At 64.4% G+C, this 19,681-nt stretch carries 17 protein-coding genes and 1 pseudogene; 8 read left to right on the forward strand and 10 right to left on the reverse strand.

The window, feature by feature from the left end:
• Positions 1 to 74: 74 nt before the first annotated feature.
• Positions 75 to 1,712 carry an RNA-directed DNA polymerase gene (locus FJ418_RS17775; RefSeq protein ID WP_246683092.1) on the reverse strand — a complete coding sequence of 546 codons (1,638 nt, stop codon included), beginning with the start codon at positions 1,710 to 1,712 and terminating at the stop codon, positions 75 to 77.
• Between the two features lie 910 nt (positions 1,713 to 2,622).
• On the opposite strand from FJ418_RS17775, the pseudogene FJ418_RS17785 reads away from it, so the two are divergent.
• Together FJ418_RS17785 and FJ418_RS32570 are read left to right on the forward strand one after the other, a co-directional pair.
• Positions 2,623 to 3,344 (forward strand): annotated as a pseudogene (locus FJ418_RS17785) (transposase).
• A gap of 170 nt (positions 3,345 to 3,514) precedes the next feature.
• Positions 3,515 to 3,646 (forward strand): hypothetical protein, encoded by a 132-nt coding sequence (locus FJ418_RS32570; RefSeq protein ID WP_263484016.1) that lies wholly within the window; start codon positions 3,515 to 3,517, stop codon positions 3,644 to 3,646.
• Between the two features lie 442 nt (positions 3,647 to 4,088).
• Here FJ418_RS32570 and FJ418_RS17790 read toward each other — a convergent pair whose 3' ends face one another.
• The 5 genes from FJ418_RS17790 to FJ418_RS17810 all read right to left on the reverse strand — a co-directional run bounded on the left by FJ418_RS17790 (position 4,089) and on the right by FJ418_RS17810 (position 8,825).
• Entirely contained in the window at positions 4,089 to 4,334 is a 246-nt protein-coding gene (locus FJ418_RS17790; RefSeq protein ID WP_140854928.1) for a MoaD/ThiS family protein, read from the reverse strand.
• Positions 4,335 to 4,385: 51 nt separating this feature from the next.
• Entirely contained in the window at positions 4,386 to 6,650 is a 2,265-nt protein-coding gene (locus FJ418_RS17795) for a xanthine dehydrogenase family protein molybdopterin-binding subunit (RefSeq protein WP_140867731.1), read from the reverse strand.
• A 3-nt stretch (positions 6,651 to 6,653) separates the two neighbouring features.
• Positions 6,654 to 7,130, reverse strand: a complete 477-nt coding sequence (locus FJ418_RS17800) for a (2Fe-2S)-binding protein (RefSeq protein WP_140867734.1) — start codon at positions 7,128 to 7,130, stop codon at positions 6,654 to 6,656.
• Positions 7,130 to 7,990: a xanthine dehydrogenase family protein subunit M gene (locus FJ418_RS17805; RefSeq protein WP_140867737.1), complete on the reverse strand. Its 861-nt coding sequence runs from the start codon at positions 7,988 to 7,990 to the stop codon at positions 7,130 to 7,132. The genes FJ418_RS17800 and FJ418_RS17805 overlap by 1 nt, the downstream gene beginning before the upstream one ends.
• Before the next feature lie 298 nt (positions 7,991 to 8,288).
• Entirely contained in the window at positions 8,289 to 8,825 is a 537-nt protein-coding gene (locus FJ418_RS17810) for a DUF1629 domain-containing protein (RefSeq protein ID WP_140867740.1), read from the reverse strand.
• Positions 8,826 to 9,042: 217 nt separating this feature from the next.
• Between FJ418_RS17810 and FJ418_RS17815 the strand changes: the two genes are divergently transcribed.
• The 6 genes from FJ418_RS17815 (at position 9,043) to FJ418_RS32395 (ending at position 15,942) form a co-directional block, all read left to right on the forward strand.
• Entirely contained in the window at positions 9,043 to 10,020 is a 978-nt protein-coding gene (locus tag FJ418_RS17815; RefSeq protein WP_140867743.1) for a GlxA family transcriptional regulator, read from the forward strand.
• Positions 10,021 to 10,149: 129 nt separating this feature from the next.
• Positions 10,150 to 11,469 (forward strand): aspartate aminotransferase family protein, encoded by a 1,320-nt coding sequence (locus FJ418_RS17820; protein ID WP_140867746.1) that lies wholly within the window; start codon positions 10,150 to 10,152, stop codon positions 11,467 to 11,469.
• Positions 11,470 to 11,486: 17 nt separating this feature from the next.
• Positions 11,487 to 12,659, forward strand: a complete 1,173-nt coding sequence (locus tag FJ418_RS17825; RefSeq protein ID WP_140867749.1) for an FAD-dependent oxidoreductase — start codon at positions 11,487 to 11,489, stop codon at positions 12,657 to 12,659.
• Positions 12,660 to 12,871: 212 nt separating this feature from the next.
• A complete protein-coding gene (locus FJ418_RS17830; RefSeq protein ID WP_140785672.1) occupies positions 12,872 to 13,153 on the forward strand; it encodes a hypothetical protein in 282 nt (93 codons plus the stop codon).
• Between the two features lie 101 nt (positions 13,154 to 13,254).
• Positions 13,255 to 14,211, forward strand: a complete 957-nt coding sequence (locus FJ418_RS17835) for an EamA family transporter (RefSeq protein ID WP_140867752.1) — start codon at positions 13,255 to 13,257, stop codon at positions 14,209 to 14,211.
• Between the two features lie 180 nt (positions 14,212 to 14,391).
• Positions 14,392 to 15,942, forward strand: a complete 1,551-nt coding sequence (locus FJ418_RS32395) for an alpha/beta fold hydrolase (protein ID WP_246683094.1) — start codon at positions 14,392 to 14,394, stop codon at positions 15,940 to 15,942.
• Positions 15,943 to 15,961: 19 nt separating this feature from the next.
• On the opposite strand, the gene FJ418_RS17845 is transcribed toward FJ418_RS32395, so the two are convergent.
• The 4 genes from FJ418_RS17845 to FJ418_RS17860 form a co-directional block, all read right to left on the reverse strand.
• Positions 15,962 to 16,417, reverse strand: a complete 456-nt coding sequence (locus FJ418_RS17845; protein WP_140785673.1) for a MaoC family dehydratase — start codon at positions 16,415 to 16,417, stop codon at positions 15,962 to 15,964.
• Positions 16,414 to 17,709, reverse strand: coding sequence for an NAD(P)/FAD-dependent oxidoreductase (locus FJ418_RS17850; RefSeq protein WP_140867755.1), 1,296 nt, complete (start codon positions 17,707 to 17,709; stop codon positions 16,414 to 16,416). Before FJ418_RS17850 ends, FJ418_RS17845 begins: the two co-directional genes overlap by 4 nt.
• Before the next feature lie 14 nt (positions 17,710 to 17,723).
• A complete protein-coding gene (locus FJ418_RS17855) occupies positions 17,724 to 18,947 on the reverse strand; it encodes an NAD(P)/FAD-dependent oxidoreductase (RefSeq protein ID WP_140867758.1) in 1,224 nt (407 codons plus the stop codon).
• Between the two features lie 65 nt (positions 18,948 to 19,012).
• On the reverse strand, positions 19,013 to 19,591 hold the full coding sequence (locus tag FJ418_RS17860) for an OsmC family protein (protein ID WP_224529713.1): 579 nt from the start codon (positions 19,589 to 19,591) through the stop codon (positions 19,013 to 19,015).
• Positions 19,592 to 19,681: the final 90 nt, after the last annotated feature.

The following is a 19,681-nucleotide window of genomic DNA, read 5'->3' on the forward strand; positions in this document are numbered from 1 at the left end:
ATCGAGGGAAAAGGACGTCCAATACCCCGGGGATGTCCCGCGCAACGGTCCGTGGGTCCCTTAGGGGGAGCCTGCTAAGAGCCATTTGTCACCCAGTCTTCATAGCACGAAGCAAAAGTGGGCCCGACGTTCGGCTCAAAACCAAGCCGCCATTCCTGCGTCAACGTTCTCCGCAATTGACTTCTGGCATGTGCTCCATCATCCCCGAAGTTCCCGGCAGCAAGCCAAACCATTCTTTGCTCGTCGGGGCCGAGATTTTGCCATTGATTCCTAAGGCGCATAAAGCTGGCGCGGTCACCCCAATGCCGCCAGCAATCGATGCAGGCACGTCTTACCGCCTGCGACGAAGATCCATCATAGGTACGTCGTACAAAACGACCGCGCACATCTGTTCGTCGAAAACGGATAGCTCTCAAATAATGTAGTAAGTTGGCCTCTGGCATAAGTAGGTGCGATGCAGCCGCCGGCAATCTATCCAAGAGGCCATCGATCTGATCGAATACGGCGGCGAAATCTTCGTTCGCACGAACGGAGTATACGCCGCGTAAAATTTTTGCCCACGATGCCCTAAAAGAATCTAGGTTCGCTACGTCTAGTAACGTTGCGCAAAGCTGAGCGGCAACCGTAGGCTCCTGAAATTTTAGAGCTCGTCCTATTTGGGCCAAGACAAAGTTATCGGGCTGCGATTTCTGCTTCTCAATGTCCAAGAGGAATTGAATATCTATGGTTTCAAAAGATTTCTTAAGTTCTTCATACTCGCTTCTCGATGCATCTGAGTAAGGGTCAAAGTGTAGGTCAAGCTCCCTTAGTGCCGTGCTCGCATCCTCGCCATGGCCGATTAGAGCAGAAATATAATCCATATAGTGCTTAGAGCTTAGAATTGTTGTCTTAGTTTTATTTAGAGAAAGACCGTAGTCAGCAAGTGAATGAGACAGTGTCGAGAGTGCACGATAAGCGTCCTGTTGTGAATCGCATATCAGTGTGAAATCGTCTACATAACGATGCCAGACTATACCGGCGTCGGAGAGAGACATGTCTATCGGAGACAGCATGACCTCCGCAAGGATTCGAGCGCATTGTCCTCCCACGGGCAATCCGAAGGATCGACCGGAAGAGAGTTTGCTCAAAATCCGGCTGATTTGTACTGCAACTGTGGACCCTTCAGGACTCAGGTCGTTCAGGAGGTTTTCCAATCGGTGGTGGTAGATATGCTCATAGTAGCTAGATATGTCCGTTTGGACGACGACGCTGTCGTCATTGTTCAAAGTTTCTTCCCGTAAGGTAGCTTCTTTATAGGATCTCCACGAGCGGGACCTGTCGAAGAACGAGGGGAAGTCACGCACGTCGCGGCAAAGTCGATAGGAATGCGCCCTGCCGCTTCGGCTGCCTTCGTTTGCTTCGGCAATAGATAAGCCAAGGCCATTGAGGTATAGATTCCAAAACGGATGTATTTTAGTGGTAATACGAAAACCGTGTGAGCCAGAAGGCGCTAGCAGGCGTTCAGCGCCTACCGTAATCTCGTTCATGAAGGCGGCAGCTTGCTTTATAGGCTTGGAGTCAATACTTTTGAATAGTTCGAAGCAAATTCGCGAAATATCTTGTGCTTTGTCGCGAATAAAGCTGGCGTCTATATCGTAAGGGAGTGTATCGTTCTCGCCGCTTTCCCCGATCTCCAGCGCTGCCGCGAAGAAGTTGCTCTCCTTGACGTCCAATATAATACCCTCCGCGGCAGCCAGTCGAAGAATCTAAGAGCGCCTCACTCTCAACGGAATACGTTGCAATATTCGTAGTGAAAGTCTAGTCACCTAGATGTAGCGATATTGCCGTTTTGATCGCTGGTTTTTTGGTCAGGTTGCTCCCAGGGCGGGTCCCTTTTCAAGGAAGCAACGTCGCTTATTCGGGCAACTTACAGGCTGGTTGAAGCGCTTGAGTTGTCTTTTTTCGCCGTGCTGGACCCCGAACGCTATCTGCAAGACCTCATCTGGTATCACGCTCGCGACCTTTCCGGCAGGGCGGCTGAAATATCCCGAAAGAAGAGTATTCAGTCCGTTTGGGGTAGAGATTCTTTTGAAAGGGCTGGTGCGGTGCTACGGAAGTTGGCCAAGAAGGGATCTCTGGCGAAAAGAAAATAAGCAAGAATGAAGAACGCGAAATCCCGTTGAGTTCGACCAAAAATTGACAGATGAGCTATGTAAAGTGACGCTAATTGAAGTGTACGAGCGGGTAAGGCTCGCTACGAGGGAAATTGATTCAATATTAACGCGCGACCCAGATCGTTGAACGCGCTCGCCTTACCGCTGCCTCACCACCCCCAGCCAACCGCGGCAGCAGAAATATCTCCGCCCCTCCGGCAGCTCCTTCGACCACGTATCCCGGTAGATTGTCCCGTCGATCGCGACCGCGATCCTGCGATCGATCCACGGCTCCCAGAATACTGTTCCGCCAGTTTGCGGAACAGCTCCGTCGTGTCGTTGGCCTCGATGTCGTGCTTGGCCTCCGGCGACGGTGCCAAGAGAGCCCAGAGAGTGACTTCGACCAAGTTGGACAAAGCCCGCGATACCCTCAACTTTCAACCGACACCACAAACGAAAGCGCTATCAGGTCGTCGACGTCGATGCCGCCATGGCCGTTGTCCAGCACGTCCGCGACCCTTTGAAACGCCAGCATGTCATCCATGCTGAGGTTGGCTTCCCTCTCGCGGTCGGCATCGATTGGGACGACCGGCGCCAGATCCTGGCGGTGGAGATGGCCAATCGCGAGAGCCGCTCGGCCTGGAAGGACTTCCTCGTCGCGCTCAAGGCGCGCGGCCTCAGGGGCGTCGAACTGGTCGTGTCCGACGATCATGCCAGCCTGGTCGCGGCGATCGCGAGGTCATCCCGGAAGCGGCCTGGCAGCCCTGCTACGTGCACTTCCTCAGGAACGCGCTCGATCATCTGCTGAGGAAACATGGCGACGACTGCTTGCAAGGAGCTGCGCTGGCTCTATGACAAGCGCGATCTCGCCGAAGCCAAGGCCGATCTCGCCGCGTGGCTTGCCAAATGGTCGGGCAGCTATCCGCGGCTGACGACGTAGGTGGAGGAGACCGTCGAGTATACGCTGACCTTCTTCCGCCTGCCGCGCCAGCACGCCAAGCACCTGAAGCCGACCAACATGCTCGAACGCCTCAACGAAGAGATCAGGCGCCGCACCTATGTCGTGCGCATCTTCCCGAACACCGAAAGCTGCCTGCGCCTGGTCAGGGCGCTGGCCGTCGAGACCAACGAAACTGGATGGAGGCCAACCGCTACATCAACATGGACGACCTGCGCGAGCACAAGAAGCTCGCTTTGCGCCAAGCCGCATGACCAGTATGCATGGCCGCCGCTTTTTGCAGAACTTGACGCACACAACCCTTCGCGCGCTTAAGGCCACATGAGCAGGCGCGGTCTCGACTTCTTAGATCCACGCCGAACCACAGGAACATTAGCGCGCCCTAAGGGTTCTCTCAGCAAGGATCGCACACCCAGGTGGAACCATGGCCGAGTTGGCATTTGCTTTTGTGTATTATTCGGGGCTGACCGGCCACGACATGCTGGGCGCTGTCGTGTCTTTGACTGCGGGGCTTCTTCTCTACAACGTTGTGCGCGAAGACCGGCCAAACCGATAACCAGCCCGACAATCATGAGCGGCCCGGCTCGAAGCGGGGTTGCCCACGAGCCGGGCCTGACCGGCGGGGGCACGGACTAGATACGGGGCGCCGGCTGATATTGGTGTATCAGTCGATGCTAAAGTCATCGCCATTCGAACGAAGGACGCTTGGAACAGCCGCCCGCGGAACATTAGCGAACGCTAATTATTAGTCCTCCATAGGAGGACCTGCCATGCACAGCATTATCTATCTCATCGGCCTCGTCGTTGTCATTCTCGCCATCTTGAGCTTTTTCGGGCTTAGACGGTAAGGGCCGCCACCACAAAGGTCCGGAACGGTCGTCAGACATAGCTGTCGACGCATTCGTCGCCGCCCGTTGCCAAAGCAAAGAGCAGCGGGAGTTTGCGTGAGGGCCCGACAGCCAATGGGACGTATGGCGGCGGCCAGCCGTCGGTTTCACTCACCCCCCAGCCAACCGCGGCAGCAGAAAAATCTCCGCCCCCTCCGGCAACTCCTTCCCCCACGTATCCCGATAAATCACCCCGTCGATCGCCACCGCGATCCCGCGGTCGATCCAGGGCTCTATCCCCGGATACTGTTCCGCCAGCTTGCGGAACAGCTCCCTTATGTCCTTGGCCTCGATCTCGTGCTGGGCCTTGCCGCCGGCGACGGCGCTGAGCGAGCCCCAGAGCGTGACGGCGACCATTAGTTCCTCATCGGGTGATGTCAGCCGAAAACCGCTGCGCGCTTTTCGGCATCAGCCTTCCCGCTCCGCCTCCAGCGCTGCAAGAATCCGCGGCGGCGACATCGGGATGTGGGTCATGCGCACGCCGACGGCATTCGACACTGCGTTGGCGATCGCCGCCAGCGGCGGCACGATCGAGGTTTCGCCCACGCCGCGCACGCCATAGGGGTGGTTGGGGTTGGGGATTTCCAGGATCTGCGTGTCGATCATCGGCAGGTCGGAGCAGACCGGGATGCGGTAGTCGAGGAAGCCCGCATTCTGCAGCCGCCCGTCCTTGCCGTAGATATACTCCTCGTTGAGCGCCCAGCCGATGCCTTGCGCGGCACCGCCCTGGTACTGGCCCTCGACATAGGTCGGGTGCACCGCCTTGCCGGCATCCTGCACCACTGTGTAGCGGATCACCCTGGCAGCGCCGGTCTCGGGGTCGACCTCGATGTCGCAGATATGGGTGGCGAAGGAGACGCCCGCGCCGTCGGCGACGAGCTCGCTATGGCCGGCGATCGGGCCGCCGGTCGTGCCCGACTTGGCCGCGATGTCCTTCAGCGACAGCGGCGACAGGTTGCCGTATTTCTCGCCCTTGGCGATAGCATGGCCCTTTTCCCAGACCACGTCCTCAACCGGGATATCCCACATCTGCGCCGCGCGGTCGCGCAAGATCTTGATCGCGTTGCGCGCGGCCGAGATCGTCGCCATCGAGGACGAGAAGGTGCCGCGGCTGCCGTCGGTCATGTCGTTGTAGCCCAGCGAAGACGTGTCGGCGACGATCGCCTTGACGTTGCTGTAGTCGATGCCGAGCTCTTCCGCCGCCACCAGCGACAGCGAGGCGCGGGAGCCGCCGACATCCACCGTGCCCACGGCCAGCGAGACAGAGCCGTCCATGCCGATGTTCAAGTCCGTGCAGGTCTGGCCGCCGAAATTGAACCAGAAGCCGCAGGCCATGCCGCGCCCCTGGTTGGCTTTCAGCGGCGCCTTCATGTGCGGATGCTTCTTCACCGCCTCCAGCGTCGGCCCGATGCCGATCGGCCCGTAGACCGGACCGTAGGAGGCGCGGGTGCCTTCCTGCGCGGCGTTCTTGATGCGGAAGTCCACCGCGTCCATGCCGATCTCGCGGGCAAGCTCGTCGATCGAGCTTTCCACCGCGAAGGCCGCCATCGGCGCCGACGGCGCGCGGTAGGCCGCGGTCTTGGGCCGGTTGACCAGCACCTCGTAGCCGACGGTCTTGACGTTTTCGAGCTTGTAGCAGGCGAACGCCGTCATGGCGCCGATCTCGGCCCAGGAGCCGGCATAGGGGCCGCAGCTGTAGCGCAGCGTCGCTTCCGCGGCGGTGATGGTGCCGTCCTTCCTGGCGCCGATCCTGACGTCGATCGAGGTAGCGCTGGTCGGGCCCGAGGCGCGGAACACCTCGTCGCGGGTCATCACCAGTTTTACGGGACGGCCGGCCTTGCGGGACAGCGCCAGCGCCACCGGCTCGGCCCAGACATGGGTCTTGCCGCCGAAACCGCCGCCGATCTCCGACGAGGTGACGCGCAGCTTGGAGGCTTCGAGCCCAAGCAGCTGGGCGCAGTGCTGGCGGTAGACGAAATGGCCCTGCGTGCAGACCCACAGGTCGGCCGTGCCGTCCGGGTTGACGCTCGCCACGCAGGCATGCGGCTCGATATAGCCCTGATGTGTCTGCTCGGTCTTGAAGGAGCGCTCGACGATGAAATCGGCCTGGGCAAACCCCTTGTGCACATCGCCATGGCCGAACTGCGTGCGCTTGGTGACGTTGGAGGGTTTCGCCGGTTTTTCCTCCAGCCCCTCGGTGAAGACCTGGTCGTTGATCAGCGGCGCGTGGTGCTGCGCGGCCTCGTCGACATCGGTCACATGCGGCAGCACCTCATAATCGACCTCGATCAGCTTCAGCGCCTGGCGGGCGATGCGGGCGTCGATCGCCGCCACCGCAGCCACCGCATGGCCGTCATAGAGCGCCTTCTTGCGCGCCATCGAGTTGTCGAGGATGTCGTACATGGCGGCGTCACCATCGGTGAGGTCGGGCAGGTCCTTCGCCGTGATTACCGCCTTCACACCGGCGAGCTTTTCCGCCTTCGAGGTGTCGATCTTCTTGATGATGGCGTGCGCGTGCGGGCTGCGCAGCACACGGCCGACCAGCTGTCCGGCCATGTTGAAGTCGGCGCCGTAGCGGGCGCGTCCCGTCACCTTGTCGATGCCGTCGGGACGGATCGGCCGCGTGCCGACCGAGGAGAAATTGCGTCCGGAGTAGCGCGGATCGAAATTCATGGATTACGCTCCCTTCATCACTTGGGCCGCGTCCTGGACGGCGCGCACGATCTTGTCATAGCCGGTGCAGCGGCAGAGATTGCCGGCCAGTCCGAAGCGGATTTCCTCCTCGGTGGGCGAGGGGTTCTTGGCCAGCAGGTCCTTGGCCGCAATCAGGAAACCTGGCGTGCAGATGCCGCATTGCAAGGCCGCGTGCTCCAGGAATTTCTGCTGCAGCGGGTGCAACTGGTCGCCATGCGCCATGCCTTCGATGGTCTCGACCTTGCGGCCCTCGGCTTCCGCGCCCAGCACCAGGCAGGAGCAGACCAGGCGGCCATCGACGATGACGCTGCAGGCGCCGCAGTCGCCGGTGCCGCAGCCTTCCTTGGCGCCGGTCAGCCCCAGCCGGTCGCGCAGCACGTCCAGCAGCGTCTCGTCGGGCTGGCACAGATATTCGACGGCGTCGCCGTTGATCGTGGTTGATACAGCTACACCGGCCATTATTTGCCTCCCGCACGCTTGTAGGCGATAGCGGCGGCCCTTTGCGCCAGCACGCCCGCGACTTTCCGTCTGAATTCGATGGTGCCGCGCTTGTCGTCGATCGGACGGCAGGCGCCGGAGCAGATCTTGGCCAACCGCTCCAGCGTGGCTTCGTCGAGCTTCGAGCCGACCAGCACCTGGCCTGCTTCCTCGACCAGAAGCACGGTGGGCGCCGCAGCGCCCAGCGCCACGCGGGCGGTCTTGATCGCGCCGTGATCGTCCAGCGTCAAGTTGACGCCGGCGCTCACCACCGCGATGTCCATCTCGGTGCGCGGAATGAAGCGCAGATAGGCGTCGCCCGCATGGTCAGGCCGCTTCTCGAGCAGGATCGCCTCGATGATCTCGCCCTTGGCGAGAGACGTGCGGCCGGGTCCCGTCGGCACGCTCTCCACGGCAATGGTGCGCTTGCCCGAAGGCCCGGCGACCACCGCTTGTGCCGCGGCCGCCACCAGCGCCGGCACGCTGTCGGCGGCGGGGGAAGCGTTGCACAGATTTCCGGTGATGGTGCAGCGTCCCTGCACCTGCTTGGAGCCGATCAGGTTGGCCGCCTCGACCACGCCCGGCCATGCCTTGCGCAGCGCCTTGTTCTCGCCCAGCACCGCGCAGGGCACCGCGGCGCCGATCCGAAAACCGTCGGCCGTTTCGGTGATGTCGGCCAGGCCACCGATCGCCTTGATGTCGACGATCAGCTCGGGCTCGATGAAGCCGCCCTTCATCCTCACCAAAAGATCGCTGCCCCCGGCCAGGATCGCGGCCGGTCCTACCGCCTTGGCGAGTTCGCCAACGGCATCTTCGATTGAAAGCGGACGTATGTAACGCATCGTCTCCCCTTGGTCGTCGCTATGTCAGCGACCGTTATAAAGCGTCTGGTTATAATGGCCATCCCGTTCGTGCATGTCCGGGTTGGGCCAGAGCGATGCTCCAGATGCGCCCAGCGGGCGGGCCAGGGGCGGCGGCACAGCGGATGCGGCAAATCGCCTAGGGGGTTCCCCCACTCCGTCTCGGCGCTGCGAAGCAGCGACGGAGCGGGGGGAACCACCCATGCGATTGCCCTGGAGAAGGTGCGGGCAGGCGGATGAGGGACGACGCCACCTCAATGATTGGAATAACTGTTATTCGTCAAGCGATTGCCGTTCCCGATGTCCATACCGCCTCGAACGACACATTGCGCAACCCGGCCTTGCGGACCCGTTCGACGAACACCTCATTGACGAAGACCGGGGAGGCCCGCATCGGCAGCTTGAACACTTCCGCCGTCCCGATCTTTTCCGCGTCGAAGGCGTAGCGCTCGATCGCCAATATGTCGCCGTCCTCGAACCGCACGATCTGCGAGCGCGCCTCGTCCAGCGCGTCGATCACATTGGTGACGTTGAGCAGCCAGACCTTCTCGCCGCGCAGCGCGACGAGCTCGCCATAGGGCCGCAGCGCCGCCGCCAGCGCGTCGACGGTCGGCTGGCGCAAAAGCGGCGCGTGCTCGCCGAGCCATGGGAAATCGGAATAGAGCCGCTCGCCTTCCTCCACACGCCGCATCACCGGCGGCTGCCAGCCCTCCAGCGAGCGTCCGTCGAGGCCGAAGAACTCCTCGTAGGTCTCGTCATCGACCGGCAGCACCCATTCCTGCCCTTCCGACACAGCGAACTGATGGATGGTCGTCATCGCCCGATGGCTCCGCCGGTTTCGATGAAGGTCCGGCGATGATGGCGCCATGCCGGATTGCGACGCCCGGCGGTCGCCGAAAGCGCGCGCGAGGAATCATGCAACGGTTCAAACCGCTATTCAAGGCCACGCGCTGTCCAGTCCGCTCGCCGGTTGATAAACGTCGCGGCTGGCGGTCCAGGATGGCGCCTGGCTCGAATGAGAGGTCGGCTCGCGAATGGCCAAGAAGTTCGCATTTCTCCTGGTGCGCGATTTCACCTTGTCGCCGCTGTCGCTGTTCATCGATACGCTTAGGCTGGCCGGCGACGAGGGCGACCGCAGCCGCAGGATCGAGTTCGACTGGGAGATCGTCGGCGAGCGCGGCCTGCCGATCCGCGCCAGCTGCGGCGTCGAATTGCTGCCGACGAAGGCGATGGGCAATCCGGAGGATTTCGACAATGTCGTGGTGGTCGGCGGCCTGCTCGACACCAACCGCAAGCTGAGTTCGGAAAAGGAAGCGTTCCTGCTGCGCGCCGCCGCGAAAGGCGTGCCGCTCACCGCGCTCTGCACCGGCAGCTTCGTGCTGGCGCGCTATGGCCTGCTCGACGGCTACAGCGCCGCGGTCAGCTGGTTCCACATCAAGGATTTTCGCGCCGAGTTCCCCGATGTGAACGCCCATGCCGACAGCCTCTATTCCGTCGACCGCGGCCGCGCCACCTGCGCCGGCGGCACCGGTGCGGCCGACCTCGCCGGCTATTTCGTCTCGCAATTCATCGGCCAGAAGGCGGCGGAGAAGGCGGCCAAGATCCTGGTGCTCGACCGCATCCGCTCCAGCCGCGACGTGCAGCCGGTCGGCGACCTTTTCCCCGCCGCCGCGAGCCGCGCGGTGAAGCGGGCGCTGCTCCTGATGGAAAGCAATCTGCAGGAGCCGATTCCCGTGGCCGAGATCGCCGCCAGGCAGAACTGCTCGCGCCGCCAGCTCGAGCGCCTGTTCGGCGCCGAGCTCGGCATCGGCCCGATGGCCGCCTATCTGGCGCTGCGGGTTCATTACGCCAGGTCGCTGCTGGAAGGCAGCGACCTGGCGATCGGCGAGATCGCCTATCGCTGCGGCTTTGCCAATGCCGGCCATTTCAGCCGCGTCTTCCGCCAGCAGACCGGCATCACGCCGACCAATCTCAGGCACCCGAACCGCGCGGTTGCAGCCGCCGCGAAATGATCGGGATGCCCCTGGTCGGGTCGCATGCCCGGCCTGGCCGATTGCGCCGGCGCGGAAACGAACCTTAGCTTCGTGACGAGCGGCGGTTGCGCCGCCGTTTCAAGAAGTCGAATTCGCCTTCGGAGAGCCATGCCGCATTATCCCGACGCCATGCCCGGATCGAAGACCCTGTTCGAGCGCGCCAGGAAGGTGATGCCGGGCGGCAACACGCGCACCACCGTCTTCGTCGATCCGTTTCCGATCTACGCCGCGCGCGCAGAGGGGTGCAGGGTCTGGGATGTCGACGGCAATTCCTATTACGACTGCATCAACAATTTCACCTCGATGATCCACGGCTACGCGCATCCGGACGTCGCCGCGGCCGTGGCCGAGCAATTGCCCTCCGGCACGGCCTTCGGCGCCCCGACGCTGAGCGAGATCGAGCTTGCCGAACTCCTGGTCGAGCGGCTGCCCTCGGTCGACCAGGTCCGCTTCACCAATTCCGGCACCGAAGGCGTGATGATGGCGATCAAGGCCGCACGCGCCTTCACCGGACGGCCGAAGATCGTCAAGATCGAGGGCGCCTATCACGGCTCCTACGATTTCGCCGAGGTCAGCCTCGACTCGTCGCCCGCCAACTGGGGCGACCTGCCCAGGTCGACGCCCTATGCCAGGGGCACGCCGCGCGGCGTGCTGGACGACGTGATCGCCGTGCCCTTCAACGACAGCGAGGCGCTGCGTGCCGTCTTCGCCGCCGGAGGCGACGGCATCGCGGCGGTGCTGATCGACCCGATGCCCAACCGCGCGGGATTGATCCCGGCGCGCCGGGACTACCTTCACGCCATGGTGGAGATCGCCCACGCAGCGGGCGCGCTGGTCATCTTCGACGAGGTCATCTCGTTTCGCCTTGGATGGTCGGGCGCGCAAGGGCTGTGGGGCATCGAGCCCGACCTGACGGCGCTCGGAAAAATCATCGGCGGCGGTTTTCCTGTCGGCGCCGTGGGCGGGCGCGCCGATGTCATGGCGGTGTTCGATCCGACCGCCGGCAAACCAGCGCTTCCGCATGGCGGCACCTTCACCGCCAATCCGGTCACCATGCGCGCCGGCCTTGCCTCGATGCGGGCGCTGACGAAAGAGAGCTTTGCCCATCTCGACCGGTTGGGCGCATTTCTGCGCGAAGGGGTCACCGCCTCGTTTGAAAAGCATGGGCTTGCCGGCCAATGCGTCGGCCTGGGCTCGCTGTTCAAAGTTCATTTCACGTCGCATCCGGTCACGGATTACCGCTCCATCTATCCCGGCCAGGCTGAGCGGAAAAAATTCGACGCCTTCCACAAGGGCCTGCTTGGCCGTGGCGTGCTCTCCGCCAGCTACGGCCTGTTCGCGCTGTCGACGCCGATGACCGAAGCGGATGCCGGCGCCATTCTTCAAGCGATCGACGAGACCTTGGGCGACATCGCCGCGCAGTCGTGAAAGCAGACGAGCCACAGATGACAGTTGCTCCTCATGTCGCGGTGATCGGCGCCGGCACGCTCGGCATGTGCACGGCGCTCGACCTTGTCGAGCAGGGCGCGCGCGTCACGGTGCTGGAAGCTCAGTCGATCGCTTCTGGGTCGAGCGGCCGGTCGGTCGGCGTCGTCGGATCGCAATTGACCGACCCGTTCGAGATCATGCTGCGGGTCCATTCGCTGCGCCGGTTCCGCCAATGGGAGGGCGAGGGGCTTCGCTTCAACCATATCGGCTATCTGCGTCTGGCGCGCACGCCCGCCCAGATGGAGCTGTTCGCGAGATCGGTCGAGATCCAGGGCGAAGCGGGGCTGAGGTCGCGCCTGCTCCGTGCCAACGAACTCAAAGACCTCGTTCCCCACATCAATCCTGACGGGCTCGAAGGCGGGTTGTTCGGGCCAGACAACGGCTTCCTCGACCCGCACGAAATGTGCAATTTCCTGGCCGGCATCGTCCGCGCCAAGGGTGGCGAGATCCGCCAGTACCGCAAGCTGCTTGGCGTGCAACGACGGCCGGGCGGCTATACGCTGGAAACCAGCGGCGACCCGATCGATAGCAAGCGACGACCGATCGATTGCGATGCCGTGGTCAATGCGGGCGGTGCCTGGGCGCCGCAGGTGGCCGCGCTTTTCGGCCAGCGTCTGCACATCTGGCCCGAGCGCCACGAAGCCGTCGTCATCCATCTCGACGAGCCGCTCGGCTACACCATGCCGATGGTCATGGACCTCGTGAACGGCGAAGGCAGCGGGCTCAACTTCCGCCACGAAAAGCCGGACGAACTGATCGCCGAAATCCACAAGGTGAAGTCGATCGCGCCCGAGGATCCCGACAACTACAACGACCAGTGCGAGGAGCAGTCGAAGGTCGACCTGGCGGAGCTGCTTCTGGAGCGCGTGCCCGATCTGCCTGGCGCGCGGCTCGGCCGGGGCTGGGCGGGCCTTTATCCCGTGACAGCCGACCATCGCCCCTTCGTCGGGCCGATAGATCTTTCGGAGCCGACATTGATCACCGCTGCCGGCGCCGGCGGCTACGGCATCCAGCTCGCCCCTGTGATAGGGCAAATCGCGGCGGGCTGGGTGCTTCACGGCGCGCCGGTTTCGGTCCCTGGTTCGCAAAGCCTCGCGCCATCGGCCGGGCGAAACATCCCGGGTCACTGACCGATACGTTTCAGGCCAAGCCGGATGCCTAAGATGCGAGCTTTGCCGTTAACCATCAATTAACTATCCGATCGCCTTTAATAGGGTTCTGGAGGATACTGATTTTGGCCGCGGGCGATGATCTCGCGACTGCCAAAAAATAGAAAAGAGCGGCGGATACCGTCGCCGTCTGCCGGGGAGGCGCCCAGCATCTTAGATGAGGGAGCGCCGGAATGAACATCGAGGAAGCGGTCACTGCGGCGACAGCCGGGTCGAGCGCGCTTCTGTCCTGCCTTGGCCAGCCGGTCGTGGCCTATCACGTCACGGCCATCATGCGTGAAACCGACGCAAGGCATGCGCGGCAGATGCAGCTCGCCTTGCTGCGGCGGAGCATCGAGGCCCTTGTCGACGACGGCCTTGAAGACATCGAAGCCGAACGATTTGCATCACAGTTCCATGGTCGCGTCGGCTCGGCCTGGGAGCACTTGCATATGGCCAGCGACACGCCGCATTGATCTGTGCCGGACGGCTTTGTCGGAGCCATATGTAACACCCCCGGGATGATGTAGACTACCGGCTACGTCTGGGCTGACGTTCATTGAACGGGGGGCATGCGATGCAGGCGATACCGATAGTCCATCAGCCGGAACCGCCGGCCATCGCCGCGGTATCATCCCTGGGCGGCTATCCCACCGCCGTGCTGTGCTGGCTGCTCTCGGCCGGCGTCTATATCGCGGCCAAATGGGTGGCGTCGGAAATGCCGCCCTGGGGGCTGTGCTTCTGGCGGCTCTTGCTGGCCTGCGCCATCCTTTTGCCGATCGTGCACCGCCATCACGGCGCCATGCTGGCGCTGCTGCGCTCGCGACCGCTGGAGATCGTCGCCGTGGGGACGATCGGCCTCACGCTCTGCCAGGGCATGATCTACCATGGCCTGAACGACACCGACGCCACAACGGCCGGCATCATCATGGCGATGTCTCCGATCATGACCATGGTGCTCGCGCGCTTGGTGCTTGGCGAGCCGCTCGGACTCTGGAAGTCGCTCGGCGCGGTTGCGGCACTTGCCGGCATGCTGGTGATCGTCGCGCATGGCAAGCTGGATGCGCTGGTGCAACTGCGGTTCAACATCGGCGAATTGTGGATCGTCGGCAGCGCCTTCTGCTGGGCGCTCTATACGGTGCTGCTGCGCCGCTCCAAGTTCGGCCTCGAGCTCTTGCCGCTGGTCGTGCTTTTGCTCGGCGCCGGCGCGCTCGTCGCGCTGCCGTTCCACCTGTGGGAAATCTTCAACGACGAGCGCTCTGCCCTGAACGGCAACGGCCTGCTCGCGCTCGCCTATCTGGCGGGGCCCGGCGGGGCGCTGATGTATTATCTCTACAACAAAAGCGTGGAGGCGCTGGGCGCAAGCCGGGCAAGCATGCTGCTCTACCTGCAGACGCTGTTCGTCGCCGTGCTTGCCTATCTGCTGCTCGGCGAGAGCCTGCACGACTACGATCTGCTCGGCGCTGCCTTCATCGTAGTCGGGGTCGTGTTGGCGACGGTCATCAAGTCGAGGGCGCTTGCGGCAAAGGCGTGAGGGAACGGCAAATAGCGTCGATCGGCTGTCCGCGCCGCCAGTCGATTTGGGTCCTCGGGCCGTGAGCCGTCCGGACCACGCTTCCCTAAATTAGCCGATTTTGCTATGGCGAGCGGCTGCCTTTGGCAGCGCCGGCCAAGGCCGAAGGGGGATCATGGCGATCGACAAGCGCGTGGACGCATGAACGGCGATCAGCACATGCTGGAACTGCGCGTGCTTGGCGATTTTCAGGTTATGCGCGACGGCCAGCCGCTTGACCTGCCGCCGTCGCGCAAGACGCGGGCGCTGCTCGCCTACCTTGCCGTCACCGCCAGGCAGCACCAGCGCGAACGGTTGTGCGAGATATTCTGGGACGTCCCCGACGATCCGCGCGGTGCCTTGCGCTGGAGCTTGTCCAAGATCCGCCAGGTCCTGGGCGGTGTTGAAACAGCCCTTGCCGCCGATCGCAACGCGGTCGCGCTCAATGTCGCGACGGATTACGCGCGGCTGGCGCCGCTGGTGAAGGCCGACCTTTCCTCCCGCTCGACCGAGGAGCTCGAAGCCGTCCTGGCCTCGATCCGTGGCGGCTTTCTTGCCGACCTCTCGCTCGAGCGCTGCTTCGACTATGAAGCTTGGCGGCAGGCCATCGCCAGCGAGGTGGAGATCGTCGAGCTCGGCATCCTGCGCGAGTTGGTCGAGCGCCTGGCGGACCAGCCGCGGCGGGCGCTGCCCTTTGCCCAACGCCTGCGCAGCCTCGTGCCCGACGATGCGAGGCTCGCCGCCGAGACCGAGGCGCTGGAGGACAGGGTCCGGTCGGCCGCTGCTCAAGCCACGGGTCGCGCATCGCAGTCCGGTTCCGCCCGGCCGCCGCAAGCCCCGTTGAAATCCGCGTCATCGCAGGATCCCGGCCGCGCCGTGCAATTCTGCCGTGCTCTCGACGGCACCAGGCTCGCCCATGCCAGCACCGGCAGCGGCCCTGCGATCCTGCGCGCCGCGCACTGGATGTCGCATCTCACCTTCGACTGGGACAGCCCGATCTGGCGGCACTGGATGCGGGAACTGTCGCGCCGGAACCGGCTGGTGCGCTATGACGAGCGCTGCAACGGCCTGTCGCAAAGGCATGTCGTCGATATCTCGTTCGAGACCATGCTGTCGGACCTCGAATGCGTGGTCGAGGCAACGGGGCTCGACCGCTTCACCTTGCTCGGCCTGTCGCAGAGCTGCGCGGTTTCGATCGCCTACGCCATCCGGCATCCCGAGCGCGTCTCGGGCATGATCCTTTATGGCGGCTACGTCAAAGGCTGGCGGGCGCGTGGCGACGCGGGCGAGATCGCGACGCGCGAGGCCGCCGCGACGCTGATGCGCGAGAGCTGGGGCAAGCCGAACCCGATGTTCCGCCAGGCCTTCTGCTCCATGTTCATCCCCGGCGCCACGCACGAGCATTTCGCCTGGATGGACGATCTGATGCTGCGCACCGTCTCGCCCGACGATGCCTGGCGCCTGCAGAGCGCCTTTTCCGTGATCGATGTCAGCGACTTGCTGGAGAAGGTGCGCGTGCCGACGCTGGTGCTGCACGCGCGGGACGACAACGTCGCTCCCGTCGAATCCGGGCGCACCATGGCCGCCGGCATTCCCGGCGCGCGCTTCATCGAGCTCGAGAGCCAGAACCACATCCTCCTCGAAGGCGAGCCCGCCTTCGAGGAGTTCATCGACCACGTCCGCGCCTTCATCGCCGAGACGGCGAGCGCGTAGCCAAGCGGTCCAGAAGCTCTCAGCCCCCGGCCAATGGCACGGTGAACACCGTGGCGGTACCGGTGAGGCAAAGCTCGCCGGCTTCGTTGCGCACCGATGTCTCCAGCTTTGTGATCGGCTTGTCGGCGCGCACGTCCTTGACCTCGACGCGGCCGGTGATCAATTCGCCGACGCCGACCGCCTTGACGAATTTCCACGAGACTTCGAGGAACACCGAGCCGGGGCCGGGCAGATCTTCCGCCACCACCGCGTTCAGGATGCCTGAGGTGACGCCGCCCTGCACGATGAGCTTGCCGAACACCGAAGCCTCGGCCAGCGCCTTGTCGTAATGCAGCGGATTGCGGTCGCCGGTCATCTCGGCGAAGGCGTCGATATCCTGAGGCTGCGTGCGCCGCGAGCGCTCGGCGAAAGCGCCCAATTGTGGTCGCCCTTTGATGACACCGACCCACCCGTCCTTCATCACATGCACAGTCATGGTCTTGCTCCGGTTCGGTTGCGATTGAGGTTCGAGCCGGCCGAGGCCGGCGGCTCGTCCTGGTTGGCCGGCGCCCGGTGGGCCGTCGGCCGCGATGCAGACGAAGGGGCACGGCGGGCCGGCATGGACTGCCCGGCCAGCGCCTGCACCTCGGCCTTCAGCACGGCGCTGAAGCGGCGATGCCGCTCGCCGATATCGTCGAGCGTCCAGTCGAAGCCCGCGACGGCGTCCGTGGTGTCCAGGATCTGGTTGGCGATCATGTCGCGCTGCTGCTGCCAGATCGCGAATGCCGCGTCGGACCCGTCGAGGATGGCGCGCGCGAGGCTCTCGGCGTCGCGCAGCGCATCGGAAATGCCGTGCGAGGTGATCGGGTCGCGGAAGAAGCCGGCGTCACCCACCAGCGCCCATCCGGGGCCGTGCGCCTGACGTATATAGCCCGGCACGCCCCGGAACGCCTGCAGGCGGGCGTCCTTCGGCGCCTGGGCCGCTTGTGCTGCCAGCGCCGGCGAAAGCGCTTCGAGCACGTCCATGCGGGCGCGGGCGTGGCCGAGGCGGAAGCGCTGGTCGAACAGGCTCGTCGGCACCGAGGCGACGATGCAGGCGAGGCCGTCATTGGTCGGGATGAACGAGCCGGCGATCCCGTCGCGGAAGTACCAGTGATAGCCGGCGCCCGGCTCGACCGGCGCATAGCCATAGACATGGGCGGCCGACACTGCGCCGCGCCGCAAGGGCTGGGCGTCAACGCATTTCGCGACCAGCGAGCCGATGCCGTCGGCGCCGACCACGATATCGGCGCTGACCCTCACGGATGCGCGGCCGGCGGCGCGGATTTCGATGCCGCGCACGCGCCCGCGCGTGTCGGCGAAGAGGTCGCCGACCGCCACCTCGTGCAGGACCTCCGCGCCGGCCTTGCGCGCCGCATCGACCAGGATGCGGTCGAGCACCGTGCGCCGCGGCGCGATCAGCCCGGGAAGGTCCGAACCGGCGGCGAGCGGGACGGCGATCTCCTCCTCGCCATAGTGGAAGGTCGTCGTCTCGATCGGCGGCGTCCCGGCCTTGAGCAGCGGCTCGAGCAGGCCCCAGCGCCAAAGCTGCAACACGGCCGGCCGCATCAGCGCATGCGTCGACAGCGTGTCGGAGCCGTACGGCTTGCGGTCGATCGCAAGCACCTTGAGACCCGCGCGGGCGAGCAGCATCGCGGTCGCCGCGCCCGCGCAGCGCGCGCCGACGATGATGGCGTCGTAGTGGCCGCGCCTGGGGGTGGCCATGAGGGAGATGGGATTGGTTGCCATGGTGGTCGTGATCCTCAGGCCGCCTTGCGGCCGTTGCAGTCGAGATGACGCGAGATTTCGGCGGCGATCGCCTCGGCGTCCGCGCCGACGCCGCCGATGAAGTTGGAATCGCGCTTGCGCAGGAAGCGGAAGCCGAGCGCGTAGAGGCCGGGCAGGCAGGTGACGCCGCCCTGATGCGCGAGCTCGCCGTCGGCGCCGAGCGCCAGCGGCTCCAGCCAGCCGAGCGAGCGCGCATAGCCGGTGGCCCAGATGATGCTGCGGATCGATCCGTCGGTGAGCGACAGCTGTTCTGCGCACGCCGCCGGCATCGCAACCGGCTCGGGCCGGTATGGTGTCGCCGCGCCCGTGAAGCGGTCGATCTGGCCGAGCAGGCGCGCCTGCTTCGCTTCCGCCGCGGCCATGTGCTGGCCAAGGTCGCCGGCGAAGGCGATCTCGCGGTCGCCGACGCCGCGCACCCGCCCGGTCAGCTCCACGCCGAGCGCCTGCAGCGTGGCGAGATCGACATCGGCCCTGTCGGGCCGGCCGGCGAGTTGCAGCGACGGCTGGCGTCGCGCGCCTTCCGGATTGGCGAGGTCTTCCCGGCGCTGCGCCATCAGGCCCATTGCGCACAGCCAGAAGAAGATATCCTGGCCGCGCCATGTTCTGGGCAGGCGCGTATGCTTGCCGACCGAAAGCACCACGCGGCGTCCGGCACGGGCGAGCTCGTCGGCGATCTGCACGCCGGACGACGAGGCGCCGACGACCAGCACGCCGCCGCCCGGCAGCTCGCCGGGCGAGCGATATTGCGAGGCGTGAATACTGAGCGGTCCGCGAAGGGTCTCAGCCGAAAAAGGGATGACCGGCCGGTCGCAATGTCCCGTCGCGACGACGACCGCGCGCGCCGACCACTCGCCGGCGCTGGTGCGCAAGGCAAAGCCGTCGCCGGTCCGCTTGACAGATGTGACCTCGACATTGGTCTCGACGGGCGCATGCCACTGCCAGGCGTAGCGCTCCAGGCTTTCCACGAAAGCCCCTTTGCTCATGAAGCCGTCGGGATCGCCGCCCTCATAGGGCGAGCCGGGCAGGGCGTTCAGCCAGTTCGGCGTGAGCAGCCTGAGCGAGCGCCAGCTCTGCGAGCGCCAGCGCTCGCCGATGCGGCCGCGCTCCAGCACGGCATGGCCGATACCGGCCTGGCCGAGGCAATGGCTGAGCGCAAGGCCAGCCTGGCCCGCGCCGATGATGACGACCGCGCGTCTCATGGTTCTGGTCCGTTTGGGAGGAGGCAGGCGGCCCGGATCGGTCCGGATCGCCTGCCGGCTTCGGCTCACTGGATGGTCTTGATGCCGACGGTGACCGGCACGCCCTTGGTCAGCACGTCGAACACGGCCGAACGGGCGCGCGACTGCTCGACCAGCTGCTGCAGCTTCTCGGCCGGCGCGTCGCCTTCGATCTCGAACGACACCTGAATGTTCTGGAAGCCGTTGCGGACCTCGTCGGAAATGCCGAGGATGCCGCGCAGGTCGATGTCGCCGTCGACCGAGCACTTCACCTTGGTGAGCTTGATCCCGCGCGCGGCGGCAATGTTGGCGACGCCAGCCATCAGGCAGCCCGCCAGCCCGTGCAGCAGCCATTCGACCGGGGTCGGCGCATTGTCGGCGCCGCACAGGATCGCCGGATGGTCGGCGTCGGCATAATGCGGCTTCTCGTGCTTCTGCTCCTGGCCAGCGCCGAAGAAGCCATTCATGACGGTCTTGCTGTGCGTGCCCTCGATCCACTCGTTGTGGGCGCGGAACTGGAATTTTGCCAGCTCCGGCTGCCCGGCGACGAAATTGATCGTCGCCAGAAGGTTCGGCGTGTCGACGCCATTGAGCGGAAGCCGTGCAGGTTTGGTGTTGGGTTGCATCTTCATCTCCAAAGGTTCGTTTGCGGCTTGGTTGCCGTGACGGCCTCTGTTTGCCGATGGAGCGTTTGAACGAGAGTGGGTGCGACCGTG

The organism is Mesorhizobium sp. B2-8-3, from assembly GCF_006440815.1.
Taxonomy (GTDB): Bacteria; Pseudomonadota; Alphaproteobacteria; order Rhizobiales; family Rhizobiaceae; genus Mesorhizobium.